This is a genomic window from Dictyobacter sp. Z7_2, assembly GCF_057551105.1.
Genome location: NZ_BAAJPE010000002.1, coordinates 4,018,151 through 4,041,282 on the forward strand (window position 1 = coordinate 4,018,151; position 23,132 = coordinate 4,041,282).

Sequence of the window (23,132 nt, forward strand, 5' to 3'; positions counted from 1 at the left end):
CACTTCGAGCGTCATTTTCGTACGCCACACTCGGAAGGTTATTATATTATGCAGGGCAGTAACTTGCAGAGTAATAATCGTCTGGGGACGGTTGATATCCACTTTACAACCACGGCGGTTCATGGAACGCTGATTTTAGAGCGTGAACTGGAAGAGGCTGACTTGACGAAGCTGATTGAGCAAATCGATGAGGATCTGGTCCTTTCAGCAGATATGCCCCGCGATGATTTCCTGGTGAGCGTCTATGTGGGTAAGGATGTCGGCTTCTATAGCGATGAGTATTTTGCCGAAGAAAATAATGAGGGTCTCGGTCTCGATGAGGGCGATGGCCTGCTCTAAAAATAGCCTGCTATAAGCTACGATCCAGCCACCAAACGTCGCGTCGTGCCCTCGGGCATGACGCGACGTTTGGTTTGTGACGAATTCGCTCTTGTCAACGTGATTATGGTAAAATGTTGAAAAAATAGACATGATCAGGAGGTGCTGAATTGGGTGAAAATTTCATCTCGCGTGGTTTCCGAGGGCATCGTCAGCAGAGTGACGTCAGCGGCAGAATCCCTCCCGGACAGTATCTTGAGCGTGGCTTCCCGGTTCTTTCTGCGGGTCCGACTCCCCGGCCTGCGCTGGCGACGTGGGATTTTTCAATTACCGGCGACGTTGAGAAGCCGTTGCGCTGGAGTTGGGATGAGTTTCATGCCTTGCCCCGCGAGCCGATCAAAACCGATATCCATTGTGTGACCAAGTGGACGAAGTTGGATACGCAGTGGGAAGGTGTCTCCGTTGATACGTTGCTGGGCCAGGTCAAATATGACGCTAAATATCTGGTTGCTTTCTCCGATGGTGGCTATACCACGAATCTTCCCGTTGAGGAGGTTCTTGGGGGGAAAGCCTGGGTGGTCGATACTTACGATGGACAGCCTCTGGCTCCTGAACATGGTGGGCCGGTGCGCTTTCTGGTTCCTCACCTCTATTTCTGGAAAAGTGCGAAGTGGATCAGAGGTCTGCGCCTGGTCTCTCGTGATGAACCGGGATTTTGGGAGTCGCTTGGCTATAATAATCACGGTGATCCATGGAAGGAAGAACGCTATTGGGGAGACTAATCTGGCAGGTTGCTGAGGTGGTTGCGATCCGCGCAGAGACGCCTCGGACGAAAAGTCTGACCCTGGCCGTTCCTGACTTGATGAGGTATCAAGCGGGTCAGCATGTTGATGTGCGTCTGACGGCCGAAGATGGCTATCAGGTTGAGCGCAGCTATTCGATCGCCTCGGCTCCCGAGGATGAACCGCATCTGATGCTCACCGTCGAGCGGCTCGACGATGGAGAAGTATCGCCTTATCTGGCCGATGAGCTACGCGTCGGCGATAAGATAGAGCTACGCGGTCCCATCGGCGGATATTTTGTCTGGGATACGTCCCTGGGAGGTCCTCTCCTGCTCGTGGCGGGTGGATCAGGGATTGTGCCGTTAATGGCGATGATCCGTCATCGAGCCGCCGTGAGGAGTGATATCCCGACACGCCTCCTCTATTCCTCGCGCTCCTATGAGGACATCATCTATCGCGCCGAGCTTGATCAACTGGTGAAGCGTAGTACACAGCTTGAAGTGGTGCATACTCTGACACGGACACAGCCGCCTGACTGGATGGGTTATCAGCGCCGTATCGATACTGATCTACTGCGTGAGGTCGCCTGGCCGTTCGGACAACGTCCTCTGGCATACATCTGTGGACCTACACCCTTTGTTGAAACAGCATCCGCGAGCCTTGTGACGTTAGGATATGAAGCGGGACGCATCAGGACCGAACGCTTCGGACCAACAGGAGAAGCATGATGGAAAATAAACTTGATGGTAACGTGAGCGGAGGAATTCTGCAAGAGATCTTCCCATTTGATATGACACGTGCCCAGTCGACATGTATTGGCTGTGGTGCAACCGATATGATTGGTGCTCTGACCGCTTATAAGCATGGCATGGGAACCGTGCTACGCTGTCCTTCCTGCGACCATGTATTGATCCGCGTGGCGCAGACAGGCGGACGTTATTGGCTCGATATGCAAGGTGTACGTGTCCTTCAGATCAGCGTAGAACAGTAAAGTCGGACGCTTGCGTCCAAATACCGTTCAAATAAGGGGGTCTCTCCCCCAAAAGGATCAAGCAAGCCGACGTAGCGGCGCGGCTCCGCCGTGCTGTCTGTGACTCGTCTGATTCGGCCTGGGAGCGTCTCGCATTGGAACCCCATGGGCAACGTGGTCGTGCGTCCAGTGACAGCACGGCGGAGCCGCGCCGCTACGTCGGTGAGCATTAACGCCAGGAGCAAAAGGATTTTTGTTCCTATCTTAACAGTATTGGACGCTTGCGTACGATGTCCAGTTCATCATACGAGACAACAGGATCTTGGTGAGCCATGCTGGCCTGCCTGATCATATGTCGTACGGGGGGAATTATTTATGCATGCGGCACAAAGTGGGATCTTTGCGCTCGGAACCAATTCACATGCCTATCTGGAATTTGATCTTCTGCCGGGCAGTAATCCACTGACTCTGGTTCAGACGATTGCTGATCTGGAGGGGCCGGGGATGACAACTGGCGGTGTGAATCTTGTGATCGGGTTCAGGCCATCTCTATGGGAACGCGTGGCTCCCACAGAGATGCCGGTTGGAGTGTCCGACTTTGATCACGAAGTGCGTGGTGTTGATGGCTATACTATGCCAGCCACGCAGCACGATCTGTGGTTATGGGTGGCGGGCCATGCCTATCACACCGTCTTTGACGTCACGCGAGCAGCGATGCAGGCTCTTGCGCCGGTCGCTCATCTGGCCGATGAAGTGGTTGGATGGACGTATAAAGAGAGTCGCGACCTGACTGGCTTTATCGATGGCTCGGAGAATCCTCGCCTTTCGATCGCTCCCGAGGTGGCGCTTATCCCCGATGGAGCTGTGGGCGCTGGTGGAAGTGTGGTGCTGGTGCAGAAGTGGACCCACGATGTGACGGCTTTCGAGTCCCTGACGGTTGAGGCGCAGGAGAAGGTAATTGGACGAACCAAGGCTACCAGTATCGAGCTGGATGAGGAAGTTCGTGGCGCTCATGCGCACATCACGCGTACCGTACTGGTCGTCGATGGGGAAGAAAAGCATATCTTTCGTCGCAACACTCCTTTTGGCACAGCTACCGAGCATGGGACCATGTTTATCGGCTTTAGTTGTGAACAATATCGCCTGTCTCGCATGCTTGATCGTATGGCCGGCGTGGAGGATGGTATCCGTGATGCCCTGACGCTCTATACCACAGCCGTCAGCGGCTCCTATTATTTCGTCCCCAATGTTGAGGTGTTGCAACAGTTTGCATCTCCTGAGGAAGATGATTAATCTTCCAGTAGGCCGCGACGCATGGCATATTTGACAAGTTCGGCTCGGCTATGCAGGTTGAGTTTATCCATCACGTGTGTGCGATGCGTGTCGACGGTCTTGGGGCTGATGATTAAGCGTTCGGCGATCTGATTGTTGGTATGCCCTTCGGCTACCAGCTTGAGGATCTCCCGTTCGCGCTCGGTCAGGCTGCTGTAGCTATCACGCTCTTCGCCTGTGCGCACGCGCTGGAGGTAGTCGCCGACGACGACCGACTGCGCGGTGGGCGAGAGATAGAATTGTCCGCTTTTGATGACATGGATGGCTGTGATGAGCTCGGTGTCGGCGGCTTCTTTGAGCATATAGCCAGATGCTCCCGCACGCAAGGCCTGAAAGACGTACTCATCGTTCTCGTGCATCGTGAGCACGAGGATTTTGACATCGGTCAGGATGCGTTTGATCTGTCTGGTTGCCTCGATGCCATTGAGATCGGGCATGGTGATATCCATCAGAATCACGTCTGGCTGAAGCCTCTGGGCTTCCTGGATCGCCTGCCGCCCATCCTGTGCCTCACCTACAATCTCCATATCGGGCTGAGCATTCAGCATCATTTTGAGACCAGCGCGGAGAATCGTGTGGTCGTCGGCTAATAATATGCGTATTTTCATCTTTTTTTGTCCTATGTCCTAATCTGCGAGCTGTGCCGTTGTGACGGCTCTGTCTGTGGCTGCCAGTTGTACCGGGATGTGGATGTGAATGCTGGTCCCCTTGCCAATCTGTGATTCTATATGTAAGCTGCCATCCAATAATTGGGCTCGTTCAAGCATACCGACTAATCCCCAACCGCGCTCCTGTCCAATATCGGGCTTTTTGAGGAGCTTCTCAACGTCGAAGCCGCCGCCGTTATCGGTGATGATGGCATCGATGGCGTTTTGCTGCTCCTTTAGAATAACGCTGACCTTTCGTGCGTTGGTATGTCGGGCAATGTTGGTGAGCGCCTCCTGGACGATCCGATAGAAGGCGGTCTCTATTTCAGAGGTAAAGCGTTCTTTGATGCCGGTGGCTTGAAAATCTATCTCGATGCCAAACTTCTGTTGATATTCTTTGATGTACCAGCGTAGCGCAGGTAGCAGTCCCAGATCATCGAGGGCGCTGGGACGCAGGTCGATGCTGATACTGCGGATCGCTCGCAAGGTCTGATGCGCCAGCTGACGCGTCTCGGCGATGCGATCACGTGCCTCGGGTGAGGTGATGGTCTCTTCGAGGACGGCCAGGCTGATGAGCAGCGATGTGAGTACTTGCGAGGTCTCGTCATGTAGTTCGCGGGCGACACGTTTGCGCTCCTCTTCCTGCGCGTTGATGATCTGCGAGGCACGATGGCGATTGGCCTCGTCGATCGCTTCGAGCATGGTATTCAAGGTACTGGCGAGTTGATCGGAGAGCGGATCAGCTCCAGTGATGGGTGCTCGCAGCGTGCGCTCGCCTTTCTGGATACGGTTCATGACCTTGCCCAGATAGATCATGGGACGAAAAGCGATCTGGAGTAACACAAAGTTGAGCGCCACGCTGACAAGCCAGCCGACGGCAACGAAGATCACCAGTGGTATGTATGAAAATCTATCAAGTTGGGTCGCCAGCCATGTTCCTCCTGTCGCGCCGACGAAAATGATGGCGCTATTCGCGATCAAGACGCGATAAAAGACAGGGATCGTCGCCAGAGAGTCCAACAAGCGATTATTTTTTGTTCCTTTGAGGGTATTGGTTTTAGTGTCAGACATAGCAATAATCTCTTTATGGATACTTTGTTTATTGGTCACAGATAATACCTACAGTAATTGTATCGGTTCTGCGCATGAACGTCAAACGAGCAGATCTTTTCACTTGTACGCAAGAAATCAGGTATATCTGACAAGAAAATCAGGTGTGTACCTGATGCCTGCTCTTGGAGGGCGGGGTATCTTAGATTCAATGTCTAATCGAAGGTGAGAGACACTTGGGATAATTATCCATTCCTCTTCCACTTCCCCTAGACAATCCATTATAATCTATTGTAAGAGAGCAAAGTTGTTTCTTTTTCTCTTCTCTCCTTTTCATCTGCGCAAGCTCGCACTGTTTTGTGTGGGAGGTGTGTTGCTCAGCCTGGTCTAAGAGCGGGCGCTACGCCTCCCACACAAAAAGCTGGCTTAGCAGCGCAGATAGTGCTGAGGCGTCAAGAAGAGGAGATCTGAGGAGCAGTAAAAGAAAGATCTTTGAAAAATGATATCTTTCCAATTTGATCAGGCTCTAATTCTCTTATAGGTTTGATTCTTTTTAGGAGGCACAGTGAGCTCTACCAATAAAAGCTTACTCGACACGGCAACAGAGAAGATGGTCGAGAGTCAGCTTTGGCGTTCTATCTTTCGTCACGGCTATCCCGACACTCCCTTGAACCAGTCTCTGGTCATGATGAGTAACGTATTTCTACATCTTCATCCGGTGAAGGTGAGCCGCAAGGCTATGAAGATTACGTATACATGGTGTATGGGTGGAATCTCTTTTTTCTTGTTCCTGTTGCTGACCATCACCGGCGTTTTCCTGATGTTTTATTATGTCCCGGACACCAGTACCGCGTATCAAAACATTAATCAGCTCAGTAGTGCGGTCTCATTTGGTCATCTTGTGCGTAACATGCATCGTTGGGCGGCCCACTTGATGGTAGTTTCTGTGACGCTGCATATGATCCGCGTCTTCTATCACGGCGCGTATAAGCCACCGCGAGAATTTAACTGGGTGGTTGGCGTCCTATTGTTCTTTGTCACGCTGTTCTTGAGCTTTACTGGGTACCTGCTACCCTGGGACCAGATTGCTCTCTGGGCGATTACCGTCGGTACGAACCTGGCTCCTTATGCGCCATTGGTCGGTAATCCTGTGTACAAAGTGCTGGTGGGTGGAGGTGCCGTAGGTCAGGAGACGCTGATACGTTTCTACGTGGGGCACGTTATTCTCTTGCCTCTCGCTGGTGCTATTCTAATGGCCGTTCACTTCTGGCGTATTCGTAAAGATGGTGGTGAGGCTGGTCCTCCGCCCCCTTCGCGCCGTGAATTGGAGACTCGAGTTGAGCGTGAGAGTGCTTTAACTGGCTCACGTTAAGCACGAGATGTCCCGTAGCGCATGCTACGGTTCCATGAGAGGATGTCTCTATGTCGATTGAACAGAAAGATCCACAGGTACAGACGCAGTCGGCGGCGACGCAGAGACGCTATCGTACTCTGGCGGTTGTGAAGCAGGAAGCGATTACACGCGTAGAGAAGCCACTCGAAGACTCAGTCTTCGTGTGGCCGCATCTGCTGGTACGCGAGTTCTTTGCGGCAACCGCTCTGATGGTGATGGTGACCTTGCTTTCTCTGGTGATCGATGCACCATTGCAGGCGCCCGCCGATCCAAGTGCGACACCGAATCCTGCGAAAGCGCCATGGTATTTCCTGGGCTTGCAGGAGCTGTTACACTACTTTCCACCAACTTCGGCTGGTGTGCTGGTGCCAGGATTTACGCTGGCGGCGCTGGCGGCGCTGCCTTACATTGATCGTAATCCGAGTCGTGCCTATGCCGATCGCAAGGTGGCTATTGTCACCTTTACCATGTTTCTTGTCTTCTGGGCTGTGATTACGCTGGCTGGTAGCTTCTTCCGTGGACCTGGTTGGCTCTGGGTCTGGCCGTGGCAGCATATCTACTTCGATCTTTAGGCGAGGAAGGAGAATTTATATTATGGGTATTGATACTGAGACACCTCCTATATCACCTCAACAATATGAGGTGCTGCATGGCGGTGGAGCGGAAGCGGCTGAGATCGCGAATCAGCGTCTCTCACGCCGACGCTTCCTGCGCCGATCAATGCTAGCTGTCTGGGGCGTCTCGACTGTTTCTGCGGTAGCAGGGGCTTTGTACTACATGTATCCGAACATCGCCACCGGTTTCGGAGGCGTTCTAAACGTAGGGACAAAGACCGAGTTTAAGGCCGCTCTGCCCAAGGATTTTGCTTTGGAAGCTGCGGGCGTGTATCATCGACCAGCTGCGCGTACCTATGTTATGCATCTGGATGCTAAAACTGAATTCTTGCTCAAAGGCACCGATTTGAAGGACCAGTTGACGTCTGAAAACGTCTTTACTGATCCCCAGGATGGTTCCTTCTGGATTGCACTGTATCAAAAATGCGTGCATCTGGGCTGTACGGTGCCATTTCGTGATAACTGTGTCAGTTTTAAATGTCCATGCCATGGTTCGCACTACAATGTGACTGGCGAGTTCCTGGATGGTCCTGCTCCTCGTAGCCTTGACCGCTTCACCGTTTCTTTTCAAGGTGATAGTGTGATGGTCAATACGGGCGCAATTAATGCACATGTCGCACATCCAGATGCTACTACACGCCTGGTTGCTGTTCCGACTGTCGATTGTACCGCTTAGTCGCAGGACAGTCTTTTCTTCACGAGAATGAAGATAGGTGAGAATGCCTTGCCGTGACGCTTTGCTCCTTTGCGCGCGTTGCGGCAAGGATGCATATCAAAAGGTGTGTGTTATGGCGAATTTAGGACCGCAAACTGCTATTGGACTTATCATCCTGATTATAGTTATTGGCGGTTTGCTGTATATAGTGAATTCAAAGACCAACGCTGTCCAAAAGACCGGGTTGGGTTCTGTTATTATGTTGGCCATTGTGGCTTTGATGATTCCTGTGTTCTGGATCGCTGAGGGGAGCAATCAGGCTGCCGCTACGGCATCTCAGAACGAACTGGCGATTGAGCGCGGTATGGAAGTCTATGGCGCCATCTGTACTCCTAGCTGCTTCGCTATCATTACCGATGCCAGTGGCAAAGATTCAGTTAAGGATGCTGTCTGGGATGGCTATCCAATGAGCCATTTCTGGAAGATGACCGATGACGACCTGCGCGTGGCCGTGGCTTCGGGCAATTATAATCCGCAAGCGCTCATTCAGCCTGCAAATCTGAACGCGGTGCCACGTTCCGACGAATTTGGTGGCTCTATCTCGAGTAGCCAGGTTGACTATTTGATGACATTTATTCGTTCGACGAATCCCGACAGTAAAGGTACGAATGGTCTGGATCTGTTGCCATCGTATCTCAAGCTGAATAATACCACCATCTATGCCAATGCCGTGACGTTTGGCAAAGAGGGTCAATTTGGTGCGTCTCAGGATCTGTCGAAGCAAACGAGCGTGACGATTCAGATCGTCGATCCTGGCACTGATGGCGTTAAATGTCAGAGTCAACAGGGTTGTTTCACGCCGATCAATGCTACGGTCAAAGTTGGCACAAAGATTACCTGGATTAACAAGTCGAAGCTGGCCCATACGGTGGTGGCTGTACAGGGGACCGATATCTCCTCGCCCAAACCGGCCGGCCAGATTTTTGAGACGAAGAACCAGATTCCAACTGGTGGAACCTTTACGTATACTGTGACTGAGGCGGCGTATAATTTTAATTCATCGACGCACAATGTCCTGTATTATTGTTCGATCCATCCGGATATGGTTGCCCAGCTCAACATTGTGAAATAACTGCTTATCGTCGCACCTCCTGCGAGGTGCGACGGTTTTTCAGACTCTGATCGCTGCTCATGCCGATACATAAATGCAAATGGCATGTCGAAAGGGACTGCGGTTCATGCAACAAGCTACACAACAACGTGAAGTGCCAGAAAGAATGTCGTGGGCGCGTGCGATGGTTTTTGGCATCGGTTTTTTTCTGCTGGCCTCGCTGCTGGTGGGACAGATTCCGGGGTACGTTTATAACGCGATGACATCATCGAGTCTACAGACGTTTGAGAGCGGCACGTTTAGCCTCGGCCTGATCTGTCTGGCTGGCTTTGCGATTGTGATGATTATCTTGCTTCTCTTTGATCCCAAGCCAGTCGTGCCTCCTGTGGCAGTGGCCGGACTCGGTGTCGTACTGACTTTGGTTGGCCTGGCCGTTACTATCTGGGCTGCACAATCGAATAATCAATTCTTTCCAACGACGAAGACAAGCTTTCTTCCCCTGCTGGGTGGAAATGCGCTCTGGTTTCAGCCAGAAGCTGTCGATGTCGTCGCTGTTGGCCTGACGATCATCTTCGTTGGCCTGGCCGCTTTATTCTACGGCGTACTGGCTATCCGTGAGAAGAGTAATCCAGATCGTCGTGATCTGGGAACAACTCCTGCTATACGCATTATGATGATTGTGTCCAGTCTCTTACTGATCGTCTTTTTATATGGTTATAACTATCATTCCTTTCCTGATATAATTGGGAATGTTCTGATAGGTGTCGCTGTATTTCTGGCTCTTGGCGCTCTGGCCTTGCGCCTGCATTATCTGATGCGCCCTGTACGTAAGAAGACCATGTCTGGCTTGTATGCCATTGGCGCTTTGGGACTTGCTCAGACTGGTGCCCTTTTCCTGGTGCTCTGGTTTGTCTCTTATCCTTTGTTGGCCTGGCTTCATCCATTGCCTGTCCTGGGCTCATTCTTGACCAACTGCACCCGTGAGTCGGTGGTGCCTGGCACCTGCTCGTTTTCACAGGATGCTGGCTATATCGTGGATGCTCTGATTACGACCAACTTTTTTGTCGCTATGCTGGCGGCGGTCGCTGTCTGGAAGTCTCATCGTAATCTTGTCGTGATTAGCAGTATTGTTGTCACTGGCGTCTTAGCCCTGACAACGCTGGTGATGCATGATACTCCAGCCATGCTGCCAACTGCTATGATGCTCACCGCCGGCCTGCTGATTTTGGCCACAGTCTGGACGATGACTGCTCGTGACGAGTTCTCAGTCGTTGGTGAGAATAATCTGGGATGTCTGGGACAATGGTTAGTGATGGGCACCTGCCTGTTTGTCTACCTTTCAGCGTTTGCCTTCTTCTCAATCGCCAATTTTGCGACAGAAGAGACCCCGCCGAATATTCCTAGTCCCGTTCCTCCCGCAAGCGCCACCGATGCGTTCGTCATGTTTGCGCTCTTTGCGGTCTTAGGAATTATCCAGTTCTTCTTCCTGACGCGTAATCGTTATCGTGTCTGATGATTCTGCTGGATTGTTTCCTGGCTTGCTCTGATAAGTAAAAAGAGCAGGATAGTATGAGTAGTCATGCCATCCTGCTCTTTTTTGTCTTGATAGTACTCATCGCGCTATGTGGGACACTGACCGGTGGCGATATAGACAACTGTAAAACTGTGACCATTCTCTCTTGTTAATTCTGTTTTCGCCAGTGCAAGCATGGCATCGTAGTCACGTGTCGAAGCAATGTTGAGGGTAATGACTGGTCCTCGTACTGCTTCAGCCAGGGCAATGATGTTTTGTGCCATGAGATGTCCCGCCTTGCCACCGTGATCGCCAATGGGAAAGTTGACCTCATGTCTGGCGATATTCGTAAATCCGGCCTCTTTGAGAAAATGATCAAGTCGATTGCTCGCGCCTACGTCGATTCCGCGGCGGCTCGCAAATTCCAGGAGCCATTTCCAGACCGTATCGAGCCCGGTGCCGGCGTTGTAAATGATGCCCGGCTCAGCCAGTTCGATCCAGCCCCCGGGATGCACGACGCGCTTCAACTCATTGACGACGCTCTGGAAATTAGCGATAGGAAGGGCACCGATCAAGAAACGCATGTGGACATAATCAAAGATGTGATCGGTAAAGGGGAGACCTTTGAGTATATCGCGTTGGAGAAATAAGACATTTTTTGGACGCAGAGCGGCATCCGGGGTGGGTTTGATAATGTCCAGACCGACTATCTCGGCAGAGGGGAAGGCGGTCGCCATCTCGATGGCCCAGCGACCAGTTCCACAGCCGACATCAAGCACGCGACCGGGTGCCTTGAGTGGGGCTAGATAATTTTCATGCAGCATAAAGCGTAAGACGTAATGTTGCAGATCCAGACGATCAATCTCCTGATCATCTTTGGGGAACATATAGGGCGCATCTTCAACATACTCGCGTTCCCCCAACGAAACAAGGCGCTGCTTAGACTGCTCTGGGGGGAGACTCTGGCGGCCTTTCGTTAGCCACTGAAATAGTCCCATGACATTGAACTCCTAGATACTACGGCTGTATAGTGTACCGGAAGGCCTCCGACGGCGAAGCAAATAATTGTAAAACATTGTTCTCTATTGTATGTGCATTGCAACTATATTACCATAGTTTTGTACCAAAAGTAACATTTCGAGCTATCATGTAGTCATGTTGAGAAGCGTACTCATATAACATGTGCAGATAAGCTTAATGTAGGGCTTGAATCTCTTCAACCATATAACCAGCACTCTGCAACTTTTGTAGAATGTCGGTGCTTTGAGCTCGATTACGCGTCTCGAGTGTGATGATGGCTTCGTGTTGCATAAATGGCATCTGGCTGCTAATTGGCTGGTAGTGGACGTCGAGAATGTTGACGCGCATGCTTGCAATCAGGTTAAGCATTTGTGCCAGCTCGCCGGGCTGATCCATCAGGCGTGTACGGATGCTTAGATAGCGATTGGCCCCGATCAGCGCATGTTCGGTAATACGGCCGAGCAGATGAATATCCAGATTGCCGCCCGTTAAGGGGACGAGCACGTGCTGCTGCTTCAGCGAGAGATTTCCCAGGAGCAAGGCTGCTACTCCGGCTGCACCTGCACCTTCAACCAGGATTTTATGACGCTCCATCAGGAACAGGATGGCGTTGATAATCTCCTCATCGTCGACCAGTACAATCTCGTCGACAAGTTGTTGGATGATGGGGAAGGTGATCTTCCCCGGCTGCTTGATAGCAATACCGTCGGCGATCGTGGCAATGGCCGGTAATTTCTGGATCTTCCCCGCTTTGAGCGAGGCGCGCATGCTGGCTGCCCCTTTGGCTTCTACACCGATGATCTTGATCGATGGCTTCATGGCGCGAGCGGCGATGGCAATGCCTGAGATCAGACCACCGCCTCCGATCGGGACGACAATCACGTCGGCCTCAGGAAGTGCTGTTAGCATCTCCAGGCCGAGTGTACCCTGTCCTGTAATGACGTCAATATCATCAAAAGCGGGTATATAAATCGCTCCTAGCTCTTTTTGCAATTTAATGCTATGTTGAACGGCGTCATCATAAGTGGTACCGGAAAAGATTACCTGTGCTCCGTAGCTCTGGGTCGCTGTTATCTTGGTCAGAGGAGCCGTCTCTGGTACCACAATCGTGCATGGGATGCCGTAGGAGGCCGCCGCAATCGCTACTCCCTGAGCATGATTTCCGGCCGAGGCGGTGATGACTCCGACACGACGCTGTTCCTCGGTCAATTGCGAAAGCTTATAGGTTGCGCCTCGGACCTTGAATGATCCACCACGCTGCATCTGCTCAAACTTGAGGTAGATAGATGCATCTACGATCGTGCTCAAGGCGCGTGAGTGGATCAGTGGCGTGTGGTCGATGAGCGGTGCCAGAAATTGTCCCGCTTGCCAGATGGCAGCAAAGGTGATCTGTGCAGTCGCATCGTTCGCTTCATCGGGAGATGGTGAAGCGTTAGAGAGCTCTTTTTCGGCAGAAGACATGTGGTTGGCAGCCTTTCTTCGTAGATAAAATAGCTATTGCGAGTATCTTAGCACAGTTTGCATTAGAATGGATGCTTGCTGAAAAGCTTGCCTTCCGCCCAACCATGCTGACATGCTATAATGGGGATTACATTCCGTAGTGGGAGGGAACTTGTATGCAGTCTGAACAACCTCTCAAGGTGCTGATTCTTGCTGCTGAGATCGAGCCATTTGTGAAAGTTGGTGGCCTGGCTGAGATCGTGGGTGCGTTGCCGAAGGCTTTACAGGCTTTTGGTCATGATGTGCGCCTGGTAATGCCACGCTATCGGCAGGTCGATTCAGAACATTTTCAGTTGACAACGGTCCTTGATACGCTCTCTGTGCCCATGGGAAATTTCCAGGTTTCTGTCAGTATCCGCCAGACAGAGATAGGTAATCATATCCCGGTCTACATGATCGATGCTCCTCGGTTCTTTGATCGAGAAAATATATACGGCTATACAGATGATGGCGAGCGCTTCATTTTGTTCTGTCGTGCCGCCCTTGAGGCCATGAAAGCTCTGGATTGGTCACCCGATATCGTGCATTGTAACGATTGGCATACCGGTATCGTTCCCAATTGGTTACATACTATTTATCGCGAAGATGAATTTTATCATCGCACCGCGTCGGTCTACACGATCCACAACCTTGCCTATCAAGGAATCTTTGGCTATCGCTTACTCGAAGTTGCGGGCGTAGCCGCCAATGGCTTTGTCTATCCGCAGATCGAAGAGCTGGCCAACGTCGTCGATATCATGGGACGCGGTATCCTCTTCGCCGACGCGATCACGACCGTCAGCGAGCGCTACGCGCAGGAGATCCTGACGCCAACCTTTGGCGAGAAGCTGGATCATATGCTGCGCTCAAGACGCGATCGCTTATTTGGTATCTTAAACGGTGTCGATTATCAGGAAAACAATCCGACGACCAATAACCATATCCAGACCCAGTACGATGCCAACGATCTGTGTCTGCGACTCGAGAATAAGGCCGCCCTGCAGAAGCAGGCTCATCTGCCCGTCGATCCCGACATCCCGATGCTGGCGATGATCTCGCGTCTGACCGATCAGAAGGGCTTTGATCTCCTGGCGCAAATTATCCATCCGCTACTAGCACAGGGGATTCAATTTGTGCTCCTGGGCGTCGGCGATCAGCATTATCAGGAGATGTTTCAGAAGCTTGCAGCCAGTTATCCTGAGCAGGTGGCGATCTTTTTGACCTTCAATACCGAACTGGCACAGCGCATCTATGCCGGCAGCGATATGCTGCTGATGCCTTCGCGTTTTGAGCCTTGTGGGACCAATCAGATGTATGCCATGCATTATGGTTGCGTGCCGATTGTTCGTCATGTCGGCGGACTGGCCGATACGGTGCAGGAATATCAGCCGCACAGCAACGAGGGCAATGGCTTCGTCTTTCAGAATTATGATCCCTGGGAGTTCTTTGCTGCTATCGTACGTGCCCTGGCGCTCTATCCCTTCAAGGACATCTGGCAAGCGCTACAACTGCATGGCATGGCTGCCGATCACTCCTGGAGAGCGTCGGCGATCAGATATGTGGAGATCTATCGGAATGCTCTGGTCTATCATCAGACCGGAAAGTAGATTGGCTCGAATCACCTTTCAGCATCTATTGAAATTGTAGCCAAACGGGAAAAAAGTCATTGATTTTTTTCCCGTTTGGCTATTCTTGATGGGTATTGTATAAAGGAGAATACCTTTCTCTCTGGGACAAATTAACGCGTATCTTGGCTTACATTATAATATGCGGGTTGCATGAGAAAGATGCGAAAGGTGCATGTAATGATTACGGAACAAGAGTTTTGGCTGTTAGCGAGGGTGGAGGTGTGTGGTGGAAGAGATATCTACGCTGGATAATGTAAGAGCCCGTCGTAATGAGCTACTAAAAGTTTTTAATGAAATACCTCCCTATGGCTCCGTTGAATTCTGGCAAGTCGTCGAGCAGGCAAATTTTCCACGTGAGGTTTTGGTCAAGATTTTGCGCTCTACTCCTGCTATGTATCATACCGAAATAATGTGCCAGCGACTCTTATCGATGATTGTCGTTGGCATACAAAAGAAAAACGAAGCCTGGGCACTAAGTGTCTTAAAAAAATATCCCTATCAGAACTGGGATATGCTCTATAATTTATGTATGGATTTATGCGCGGATTTAAATGAAGAGATTCTTAAAGATATTCTTAATCCACGTTGTCGCTTCTGGGAAGAAAACTTCGGCCATTCTCTCAACTATAAGCGTAAACATGTCTTGCGTTCTCTGATGAGGAGAGAAGGGTATCTGGCTCGCCTCGGGCGCGGAAGGCGGATACCCCGCAGTTTACTATGCAGTTTAGATCAGCAGTTTTTCTTCTGCAATGACAATTTTTGTAATCCCTACGACATCGAAGATGAAAAAGCATATGCCCTTATGCATGCCCTGGATTCTAGCTTTCTAATGGATATTATTGAGCGCTTGCCACAGCGTTTGAAGTGCGTTGTCATGCTTGTATTCTGGGCTGACAAGACTGAAAGAGATACGGCCAGACTCTTGCACGTCACCGAGCGTACCGTGCGCAATCGTTTGCAGGATGCTATCAATCGCTTATACAACGCTCTGGTGACCGAAGCTGATTTTATCGCCATCGCGCATCAATATATTGATACGTAGAGCCAACGTAGCACTTGTCAAAGGTCATCGCGCCGATGTCGCATTGAAAACGCGATCCCAATGAGGTGAGAGGCTCGCCGACGTAGCGCCGTGGTCTTGTGCCCGGCGGCCAGTTCACGTGCGAAAATGCTGAATATCAGCTATTGCGTGACAAAATTGAACAGTACGTACGTCACGAGGCCGCCGGGCACAAGACCACGGCGCTACGTCGGCAAACGTGGATGCCTCGTTCAAGGGGTCATCCCTCTTGTCCGGGCAACGTCGCGATGACCATTGACAGAGTAGTAGCGGCGCGGCAATTCGCTTGGGTGCATCGAGAGTCATTGGCCGTTGACAGTGGTAAAATATAAGTATAAGTTTGATTGATGATAACCCTTTAATCTGTGAAACCTCTGGCGAAGGCTGAGAATATGTCTGCTAAGATTGCTTATATGGATGCTTCTAGAGGGGTGAGTGGCTCTTTATTCATCGGCGCATTATGTGCGCATGGCTTTTTGGAGACCACGCTACAAAAGATCATTGCCTCTGTCGTGCCGGATGAAATTTATCGTGTTGAAGTTCAGGAGGTGTATGAACAGGGGATACGTGGTGTCCGCGTGACGCCGCGTTCGTCTGTCCCTCCTGTCTTGCGCACGTATGCTGCCTGGATGCTTTCTCTACAGAGATCATCGCTGCCCGAACGTATCCTGGAACGGGCTCTGGCCTGTCTGGAGTGTCTGTTGAAGGCTGTGGCGAGTGTGACTGGTCAGGAGCAAGAGACGCAGCTTCTTGACGTTGCTACGGTGGTTGAGGTGCTGGGCGTTGTGGCTGGCCTGGATGATCTGGGGATTGAGCAGCTCTCTGTTTCTCCACTGCCGCTGGGTCATGGCGTGATACAGACGGCTGCGGGGATTGAGTCGGTGCCCTCGCCGATCACGCTTGAGATTCTGCGCCACGTACGGGCTCCCTGGCAGTCGAGTCCTCTGGCGGACGCTATCGTGACGCCTGAGGCAGCGGCGCTACTGGCGGTCTGTGCCGACTTTGAGGAGCTGACGCTGACTATTGATCAGGTCGGCTATGGTTTCGCCGCCGACAGGGGTTCTGGCGGACCCTTACGCATCTGTCTGGGGCAGGCGATGCAAGCGCAGCCGCTCACAGAGATACATCCGGACGGGCAGCTAGCCGATACCGATTGGGTTACTGTGATCGAGTCGCATCTTGATACCATGACCGGCGAGCTGTTGGGGGGATTGATGGAACGTCTCTTTGCGGCTGGTGCCCTTGATGTGACCTATACGCCGATCCAGATGAAAAAGAATCGTCCCGCCACGCTTATTACCATCATTTGTCCGCCGACTCTGGGAGAGAGGTTTGCGTTGCTGCTGCTGCGCGAGACGACCACTCTCGGCGTGCGGACGCAGCAGATTCGTCGCCTGAAGGCGCAACGTGAGCAGATCGAGTTGAGTACTCCTCTGGGACTGATGCTTGTCAAGGTCAAGCGTCTGGGCTTGGAGATTATCAGTGCAGCCCCAGAATATGAGGAATGTCGTCGTCTGGCTCAAGAGCATAACCTTCCTCTCATCGACGTCTATGAGGTTGCACGTCAGAGTATCAAAAGCGCTATAATCTAAGTAGATAACTGTTCGTAGAGCAGCCAGGCTCCCTGAAGATAAAGTATAGGATTAAGAAAGATGGATTTTATTGATTGGCGTAAAAGGGCGGATAAGCCTTCTTTAGAGAATGAGAAACAGCAGAAAGCTGCGAAGTATCGTGGTCGCCGTATGAGTGACCATGTCGAAGAAATGATCCGTGAAGCGCAGGCGCGTGGCGACTTTGATAATCTGAAAGGTACGGGGAAGCCTCTTGACCTTGAGAAGTATCGGCGCTCCAACGAATACAGCATGGCGAATAGCCTGTTGCAGAACAACGACATCCTTCCTCCAGAGATCATCTTGCAGCGACAGATCGAGCGCGACCTCGAACGTGCCAGGGCCAAAGTGCAGCGTGTCATCGACTGGCATCAGCGCCTGACGACCAGGAGCATCGCCCCATTTGAGCGTGAGAAAAGATCCTTCAACGCCTCCGTCGAAAAAACAGCTGTCGAGTACGACGAAGCGCTCAGAAAGATCAATAGCAAGATTTTATCCTTCATCTTGTCGACCCCCTCATCCATGCATCGTCCGCTCCTGAAAGTGAATGAGCTTGTCGAGGAGTTCCGCGAGGCATGCCCTCTTTTCCCTTTAAGTCATTAGGGAGCTACGATTTCAATATGGTATACTAGAGCATATTTTTCGTAGATCAAAGTAGCGTCCAACGCTACTTTTGCCTCTCAGGGGGTCTTTATGCCGTTTGTTGATGATGATAGGAAGCCTCGTCAGTCCCCGATAGATGCGAAGAAGCTTTTTATTGGACGCGCTACAGAGCTTTCCTTTTTTATAGAAAATATTCTCGCGCCAGAAAAACCCTCTTACAACATAATCTCCGTGTGGGGGCAGGGCGGTGTCGGTAAGACCACGCTTTTGAACCGCTTTATCAGCGAGGCTAACGCCAGCAATTTTAAGGATTACTGCTTACATGCCTTTGTCGATGAGCGGCAAACCACGGCTTCCAGTATTATGGAGAAATTGGCTCATCAGCTCCAGATAACAGGTACCTTTGAAAAAGCGTTGAATGGCTATAAAGAGACGCTGCGCAAGATACAGACTGAGCAAGATGCGGCGAAAGATAGCACGTTGCGCAAGACAGCGGGCGTGGTAAGTTCCCTGGTCAAAGAGGTTCCTATCCCTATCGTTGGCAGCGTTGCGGGCCAGATGATTAACGTGGCCTCTGAGTACGCGTTGGAGGAAGTGCATCGTCGGCAACTCATCAAAGATGCCAGGCGTTTAGAAGATCCGATCGGTGATTTAACGAAGGCGTTTGTTGAAGAACTGAATGCCCGTGTCAATACGCCGGTCTCCGTTGGAGGGGGGAGAGAAAAGCGTAAACGACGTATCCTTCTCTTCTTTGACACATTTGAACAATTGGCTCCTGAGACTGCCCCCTGGCTGCTCGACTATTTCTTAGAATTGGATGTCAGTCAAAGTATCGTGCTGATCGTGGCGGGTCGTAGCTCGATAGATCGTACAACTCCAGATGATCCCAAGCGCTGGCTCATGTATAAGGACTATATCTATTCAATTTCGCTGGAAAGTTTTACCGAGGAAGAAACTCGCAAGTACCTGACTGAAAGAGGGATTACCGATGATCAGAGTATCACGACCATCTGGCAACTCTCACGAGGTCTCCCTCTCTATCTCGGCTTTTTAACCTTTAATCCACAGGGAGCTGTTGATCCTACCGCAGACGTTGTCGCCAATTTTTTGCGCTGGATTCCCGAAAATGAGCTGGTGAAGCGACAACTTGTGCTTGATCTGGCCTTGCTCTCAAAGCCCTTTAATCAGGATGATTTCGAAGCGTTTAAGTCTTTTTCTCTCTCCGAGGATGAGCAGAGCCACCTCTATCGCTGGCTGATAGGGCAACCCTTTGTGCAGAATATCCCGATCGATGGACGCTATCGTTATCACGATCTAGCCCATGAACTATTTACGCGCCATCTGTACCGCAATTTCACCAAGCGGTACTTTACATCCCGCAGAGCCTTAGCGGACTACTATATCCAGAACCTGGAAGCATTAGAAAAATCTGGTGGAAAGGATGCCTCCAATTCGACAAAATGGTTAGAATTGGCATTAGCAATTATTTATCAGCTCTTTCTTTTAGAGGATGAAGCAAGCTCTACTAAGGCGATTGAGTTTACTTGCATGGCGTATAAGTTCATCGAGCAAAAAGGAGAGATCGTAAGATACCTGCGAGAATTGGAGCGAGAGCCAGGCAGCAATCAGCAGGACGAACTTATTACATTGCTCATCATGTATGTTCAAACCGCTGAAAATACGCGGGAGTTCATCGATGTCGTGAGTAAGCTCATCGATAAAGTGACTGCGAGGCCATCGTTTTCCTCAAGCCAATTAGCTGGCCTGTATAATGCTCGTGGCTCTGGCTATTACTACGAGTTTAATGAGAATGATCTGGGTCTGTCTGATTTTAGCCGCGCTATCGTACTGGATCCTGGGGTTGATGTCTACTATAATAATAGAGGAAATACCTATTATACACTTGGCAACTTTGAGCAAGCGATAGCTAATTATAGTTCTGCAATCGAATTAAATGATACTGATGCAGTTTATTATAATAATCGTGGCAACGCTTATTTTTCCCAGGAAGATTTCGAGCATGCTCTGGCAGACTATCACAGGGCGCTCAGTCTGGATGCTGCCTATGTGGTCGCGTATTACAATCGTGCCAGTACATATGCTCAGCAAAAAGACTATGTGCGTGCATTAGAGGACTATTCGCAGGCGATCAAGCTGACTCCAGATCAGCCACTATACTACAATGATCGTGGCAATGTGTACTATATTCAACAGGACTACGAGCAAGCGCGTGCTGATTTTACGCAGACAGTGAATGTGGACCCTACCTATGCGGTAGCGTATTACAATCGCGCCAGTACATATGCTCGGCAAAATGACTATGCGCGTGCTTTGGAGGACTACTCGCAGGCGATCAAGCTGGCACCGGATCAGCCACTGTACTACAACGATCGCGGTAGTGTTTATCTTGTTCTGAAGGACTACGAGCATGCCCTGGCCGATTTCACGCAGGCGGTGCGTGTGGACCCTTCCTATGTGGTGGCTTATGATAATCGTGGCAGTATGTATGCCCAGCAGGAGGATTACGAGCATGCCCTGGAGGACTACTCGCAGGCGATCAAGCTGACTCCGGATCAGCCACTGTACTATAATGATCGCGGTAGTGTCTATTATGCTCAGAATGACTATGAGCATGCCCTGGCCGATTTCACGCAGGCGATCAAGCTGAACACCAAAGATGCGATAACATATTATAATCGTGGTAGCACGTATGTCCAGCAGCAAGATTACACGCATGCGCTGGAAGATTTTTCGCAAGCGATCAACATGGCTGCGGATCGGGCACTGTACTACAATGGTCGTGGCGATGTCTACTTTGCTCAGGAGGATAACGAGCGAGCATGTGCTGATTATTCGCAGGCAATCACCCTGGATGCTAACTACGCGGTGGCTTACTACAATCGTGGCAATACCTATGTTCGGCAGCGGGACTATGCGCATGCGCTGGAAGATTTCTCACAGGCAATTACACTGGCGCCGGAGCAGGCTCTTTGCTATAACGATCGCGGCAATGTCTATTATGCCCAGAAGGACTACGAACGGGCTCTGAAAGATTTCTCACAGGCAATCACCCTGGATACCAACTACGCGGTCGCCTACTACAATCGTGGCAGTACGTATGTCCAGTTGCAAGATTACGAGCATGCGCTGGAGGAATTTTCAACGGCGATCAGGCTGGCGCCAGAGCATGCGCTATACTATAACGATCGCGGCAATGTCTATTATGTCCAGGAGGATTACAAACGAGCTCTGGAAGACTTCACGCAGGCAGTACGGGTAAATCCCAACTACACGATAGCCCGTTATAACTGTGGCAGTGCCTATGTCCAGCTGCAAGATTACGCGCAGGCACTAGAAAGTTTTTCAGCAGTGATCAAGCTGGCGCCCGAGCAGGCAATATACTACAATGATCGCGGCAATGTTTATTATGTCCAAAAGGACTACGAACGGGCTCTGAAAGATTTCTCGCAGGCAATCACCCTGGATACCAACTACGCGGTCGCCTATTACAATCGCGGCAGTACGTATGCTCAGCAAGAGGATTACGAGCATGCGCTGGAGGATTTTTCAACGGCAATCAAGCTGGCACCGGAGCGGGCGCTATACTATAACGATCGTGGCAATGTCTATTATGTCCAGGAGGACTATGAACATGCCCTGGCAGATTACGCGCAAGCGATCAACCTGGATGCCGACTACGCGGTGGCTTACTATAATTGTGGCAGTACGTATGCTCAGCAAGGGGATTACGAGCATGCACTGGAAAGTTTTTCAGTAGCAATCAAGCTGGCGCCCGAGCAGGAAATGTATTATAACGATCGTGGCAATGTCTATTATGCTCAGAAGGACTACGAACGAGCTCTGAAAGATTTTTCGCAGGCAATCACCCTGGATACCAACTACACAGTGGCTTACTATAATCGTGGCAGTACGTATGCCCAGCAGGAGGATTATACGCAGGCACTAGAAGATTATTCAGCTGCGATCAAGCAGGTGCCGGAGCAGGCGCTGTACTTTAACGATCGTGGCAATGCCTACTTTGCTCTAGAGGACTACGAACATGCCCTGGCAGATTACGAGCAGGCAATCAACCTGGGTGCCAGCTACGCAGTAGCCTATTACAACCGTGGTCGTGCCTATGAGCAGCTACAGGATTATGAGCATGCGCTGACTGATTACTCACAGGCGATTGCGCTGGCACCAGAGCAGGCACTGTACTACAATGATCGCGGCAAAGCCTACTTTGCTCAGGAGGACTACGAACAAGCGCTGGCAGATTTTTCTGCTGCACTCAATCTGGATGCCCACTTCATTGTAACCTACTACAATCGAGCTACCACCTACGTTCGGCTGCAAGACTATGAACATGCGCTGGAGGACTACTCAGCGGCAATTGCGTTGGCACCGGAGCAGGTGCTGTACTACAATGATCGTGGCGATGCTTATTTTGCTCAGCAAGACTATGAGCATGCGCTGGCAGATTACGCGCAAGCGATCAACCTGGACGGCTCCAATGCAGTAGCCTACTACAATCGTGGCAATGCCTATGCTCAACAACAAGACTATGAGCATGCGCTGGCGGACTACACGCGATCGATTGAACTTGGTCTATCTGATGGCTTTATCTATCTCAATCGAGGCCATATATACAGAGAACGAAAAGAATATACTAAGGCTTTGGCTGATTTTGAGAAGGAGCTGGAACTGCATCCTGATGTTGCCCAGGTGTACATATATCTGGGCCACCTATATTTGCTCATGAAAGATCTTTTTCATGCGACAGATATATACAGAAAAGGCTGGGAATTAGATACCTCTAATGTCGCAGCCGGATGGTTGACCGCATGGTCTGAGATGTGCTTACATGGCCTGAATACAACAATCAGAGAAAGATTAGCAGCCTTAGCTACTACCGAAGTAGATCTATATTTTCCAAGCGTGTGTCGAGGAGCTCTATTTTTTATAAATAATCAATTTGAGGAAGCCTTACAGGTATTTGATCAAGCTATCTCACTTAATCAGCAAGAGTGTGATGCATATTTCTGGAAAGGGATGACTTGTGCCTCTCTTGGTTTGGACGAAGAAGGGGCAGCGGCACTCAATGACTCTTTGGAGAGGGCATTGCCACCAATCTTACTTCTACCACTAGATTGGCTGAAAGAGAAAAAACCAGACTTCTATGAAAAATATGCTCTCCCATTGCTCGGTCGGCTTCCAGAAGATGCTCTTCCCAAAAGCACTGATCATTAGAAAATCATAAAACTGCGATGAATTGATAAGTCATTTTTTTACCTCAATCTTTCCTGGCCAATTTTCAAATTGAGAAAAATAAAAGCCGAAGATCGGA

General features: G+C 50.7%; 20 protein-coding genes. 15 read left to right on the forward strand and 5 right to left on the reverse strand.

Annotated features, from left to right (window positions below):
• Positions 1 to 48 precede the first annotated feature (48 nt).
• The 4 genes from AC27N8_RS30320 (at position 49) to AC27N8_RS30335 (ending at position 2,091) form a co-directional block, all read left to right on the forward strand.
• Complete coding sequence (locus tag AC27N8_RS30320; RefSeq protein ID WP_487072517.1) at positions 49 to 339, forward strand: hypothetical protein; 291 nt, start codon at positions 49 to 51, stop codon at positions 337 to 339.
• 149 nt (positions 340 to 488) lie between these two features.
• Positions 489 to 1,100: a sulfite oxidase-like oxidoreductase gene (locus tag AC27N8_RS30325; protein WP_487072519.1), complete on the forward strand. Its 612-nt coding sequence runs from the start codon at positions 489 to 491 to the stop codon at positions 1,098 to 1,100.
• Positions 1,070 to 1,828: a ferredoxin reductase gene (locus AC27N8_RS30330; protein ID WP_487072521.1), complete on the forward strand. Its 759-nt coding sequence runs from the start codon at positions 1,070 to 1,072 to the stop codon at positions 1,826 to 1,828. The genes AC27N8_RS30325 and AC27N8_RS30330 overlap by 31 nt, the downstream gene beginning before the upstream one ends.
• Positions 1,825 to 2,091 carry a DUF6510 family protein gene (locus AC27N8_RS30335; RefSeq protein ID WP_487072523.1) on the forward strand — a complete coding sequence of 89 codons (267 nt, stop codon included), beginning with the start codon at positions 1,825 to 1,827 and terminating at the stop codon, positions 2,089 to 2,091. Before AC27N8_RS30330 ends, AC27N8_RS30335 begins: the two co-directional genes overlap by 4 nt.
• Here AC27N8_RS30335 and AC27N8_RS30340 read toward each other — a convergent pair.
• Positions 2,070 to 2,315, reverse strand: a complete 246-nt coding sequence (locus AC27N8_RS30340; RefSeq protein ID WP_487072525.1) for a hypothetical protein — start codon at positions 2,313 to 2,315, stop codon at positions 2,070 to 2,072. The two genes, AC27N8_RS30335 and AC27N8_RS30340, sit on opposite strands and share 22 nt — an antisense overlap.
• A gap of 130 nt (positions 2,316 to 2,445) precedes the next feature.
• Between AC27N8_RS30340 and AC27N8_RS30345 the strand changes: the two genes are divergently transcribed.
• Positions 2,446 to 3,363 (forward strand): Dyp-type peroxidase, encoded by a 918-nt coding sequence (locus AC27N8_RS30345; RefSeq protein ID WP_487072527.1) that lies wholly within the window; start codon positions 2,446 to 2,448, stop codon positions 3,361 to 3,363.
• Here AC27N8_RS30345 and AC27N8_RS30350 read toward each other — a convergent pair.
• The gene (locus AC27N8_RS30350) at positions 3,360 to 4,010 is read right to left on the reverse strand and encodes a response regulator (RefSeq protein WP_487072529.1); all 651 of its coding nucleotides are present in this window, start codon (positions 4,008 to 4,010) and stop codon (positions 3,360 to 3,362) included. The two genes, AC27N8_RS30345 and AC27N8_RS30350, sit on opposite strands and share 4 nt — an antisense overlap.
• 18 nt (positions 4,011 to 4,028) lie before the next feature.
• Complete coding sequence (locus AC27N8_RS30355) at positions 4,029 to 5,120, reverse strand: sensor histidine kinase (protein ID WP_487072531.1); 1,092 nt, start codon at positions 5,118 to 5,120, stop codon at positions 4,029 to 4,031.
• Between the two features lie 544 nt (positions 5,121 to 5,664).
• Here AC27N8_RS30355 and extP point away from each other — a divergent pair.
• From extP to AC27N8_RS30380, 5 genes are all read left to right on the forward strand, one after another.
• On the forward strand, positions 5,665 to 6,471 hold the full coding sequence (gene extP, locus AC27N8_RS30360; protein WP_487072533.1) for a selenite/tellurite reduction operon b-type cytochrome ExtP: 807 nt from the start codon (positions 5,665 to 5,667) through the stop codon (positions 6,469 to 6,471).
• A 50-nt stretch (positions 6,472 to 6,521) separates the two neighbouring features.
• Positions 6,522 to 7,064: a hypothetical protein gene (locus tag AC27N8_RS30365; protein WP_487072535.1), complete on the forward strand. Its 543-nt coding sequence runs from the start codon at positions 6,522 to 6,524 to the stop codon at positions 7,062 to 7,064.
• Between the two features lie 22 nt (positions 7,065 to 7,086).
• Complete coding sequence (locus AC27N8_RS30370) at positions 7,087 to 7,782, forward strand: Rieske (2Fe-2S) protein (protein WP_487072537.1); 696 nt, start codon at positions 7,087 to 7,089, stop codon at positions 7,780 to 7,782.
• Between the two features lie 112 nt (positions 7,783 to 7,894).
• A complete protein-coding gene (locus AC27N8_RS30375; protein ID WP_487072539.1) occupies positions 7,895 to 8,893 on the forward strand; it encodes a cupredoxin domain-containing protein in 999 nt (332 codons plus the stop codon).
• A 106-nt stretch (positions 8,894 to 8,999) separates the two neighbouring features.
• Positions 9,000 to 10,385: a hypothetical protein gene (locus tag AC27N8_RS30380; RefSeq protein ID WP_487072541.1), complete on the forward strand. Its 1,386-nt coding sequence runs from the start codon at positions 9,000 to 9,002 to the stop codon at positions 10,383 to 10,385.
• Between the two features lie 107 nt (positions 10,386 to 10,492).
• Here AC27N8_RS30380 and AC27N8_RS30385 read toward each other — a convergent pair whose 3' ends face one another.
• Both AC27N8_RS30385 and ilvA read right to left on the reverse strand, forming a co-directional pair.
• Positions 10,493 to 11,383, reverse strand: a complete 891-nt coding sequence (locus AC27N8_RS30385; RefSeq protein WP_487072543.1) for a class I SAM-dependent methyltransferase — start codon at positions 11,381 to 11,383, stop codon at positions 10,493 to 10,495.
• Positions 11,384 to 11,579: 196 nt separating this feature from the next.
• Positions 11,580 to 12,866 carry a threonine ammonia-lyase gene (ilvA, locus tag AC27N8_RS30390; protein ID WP_487072545.1) on the reverse strand — a complete coding sequence of 429 codons (1,287 nt, stop codon included), beginning with the start codon at positions 12,864 to 12,866 and terminating at the stop codon, positions 11,580 to 11,582.
• Positions 12,867 to 13,021: 155 nt separating this feature from the next.
• On the opposite strand from ilvA, the gene glgA reads away from it, so the two are divergent.
• The 5 genes from glgA (at position 13,022) to AC27N8_RS30415 (ending at position 23,035) form a co-directional block, all read left to right on the forward strand.
• The gene (glgA, locus tag AC27N8_RS30395; protein ID WP_487072547.1) at positions 13,022 to 14,491 is read left to right on the forward strand and encodes a glycogen synthase GlgA; all 1,470 of its coding nucleotides are present in this window, start codon (positions 13,022 to 13,024) and stop codon (positions 14,489 to 14,491) included.
• Positions 14,492 to 14,738: 247 nt separating this feature from the next.
• Entirely contained in the window at positions 14,739 to 15,554 is an 816-nt protein-coding gene (locus tag AC27N8_RS30400; protein ID WP_487072549.1) for a sigma factor-like helix-turn-helix DNA-binding protein, read from the forward strand.
• A 410-nt stretch (positions 15,555 to 15,964) separates the two neighbouring features.
• Complete coding sequence (gene larC2, locus AC27N8_RS30405; protein ID WP_487072551.1) at positions 15,965 to 17,164, forward strand: nickel pincer cofactor biosynthesis protein LarC2; 1,200 nt, start codon at positions 15,965 to 15,967, stop codon at positions 17,162 to 17,164.
• A gap of 60 nt (positions 17,165 to 17,224) precedes the next feature.
• A complete protein-coding gene (locus AC27N8_RS30410; RefSeq protein WP_487072553.1) occupies positions 17,225 to 17,785 on the forward strand; it encodes a DnaJ family domain-containing protein in 561 nt (186 codons plus the stop codon).
• A 90-nt stretch (positions 17,786 to 17,875) separates the two neighbouring features.
• The gene (locus tag AC27N8_RS30415; RefSeq protein ID WP_487072555.1) at positions 17,876 to 23,035 is read left to right on the forward strand and encodes a tetratricopeptide repeat protein; all 5,160 of its coding nucleotides are present in this window, start codon (positions 17,876 to 17,878) and stop codon (positions 23,033 to 23,035) included.
• The last annotated feature ends 97 nt before the right edge of the window (positions 23,036 to 23,132 follow it).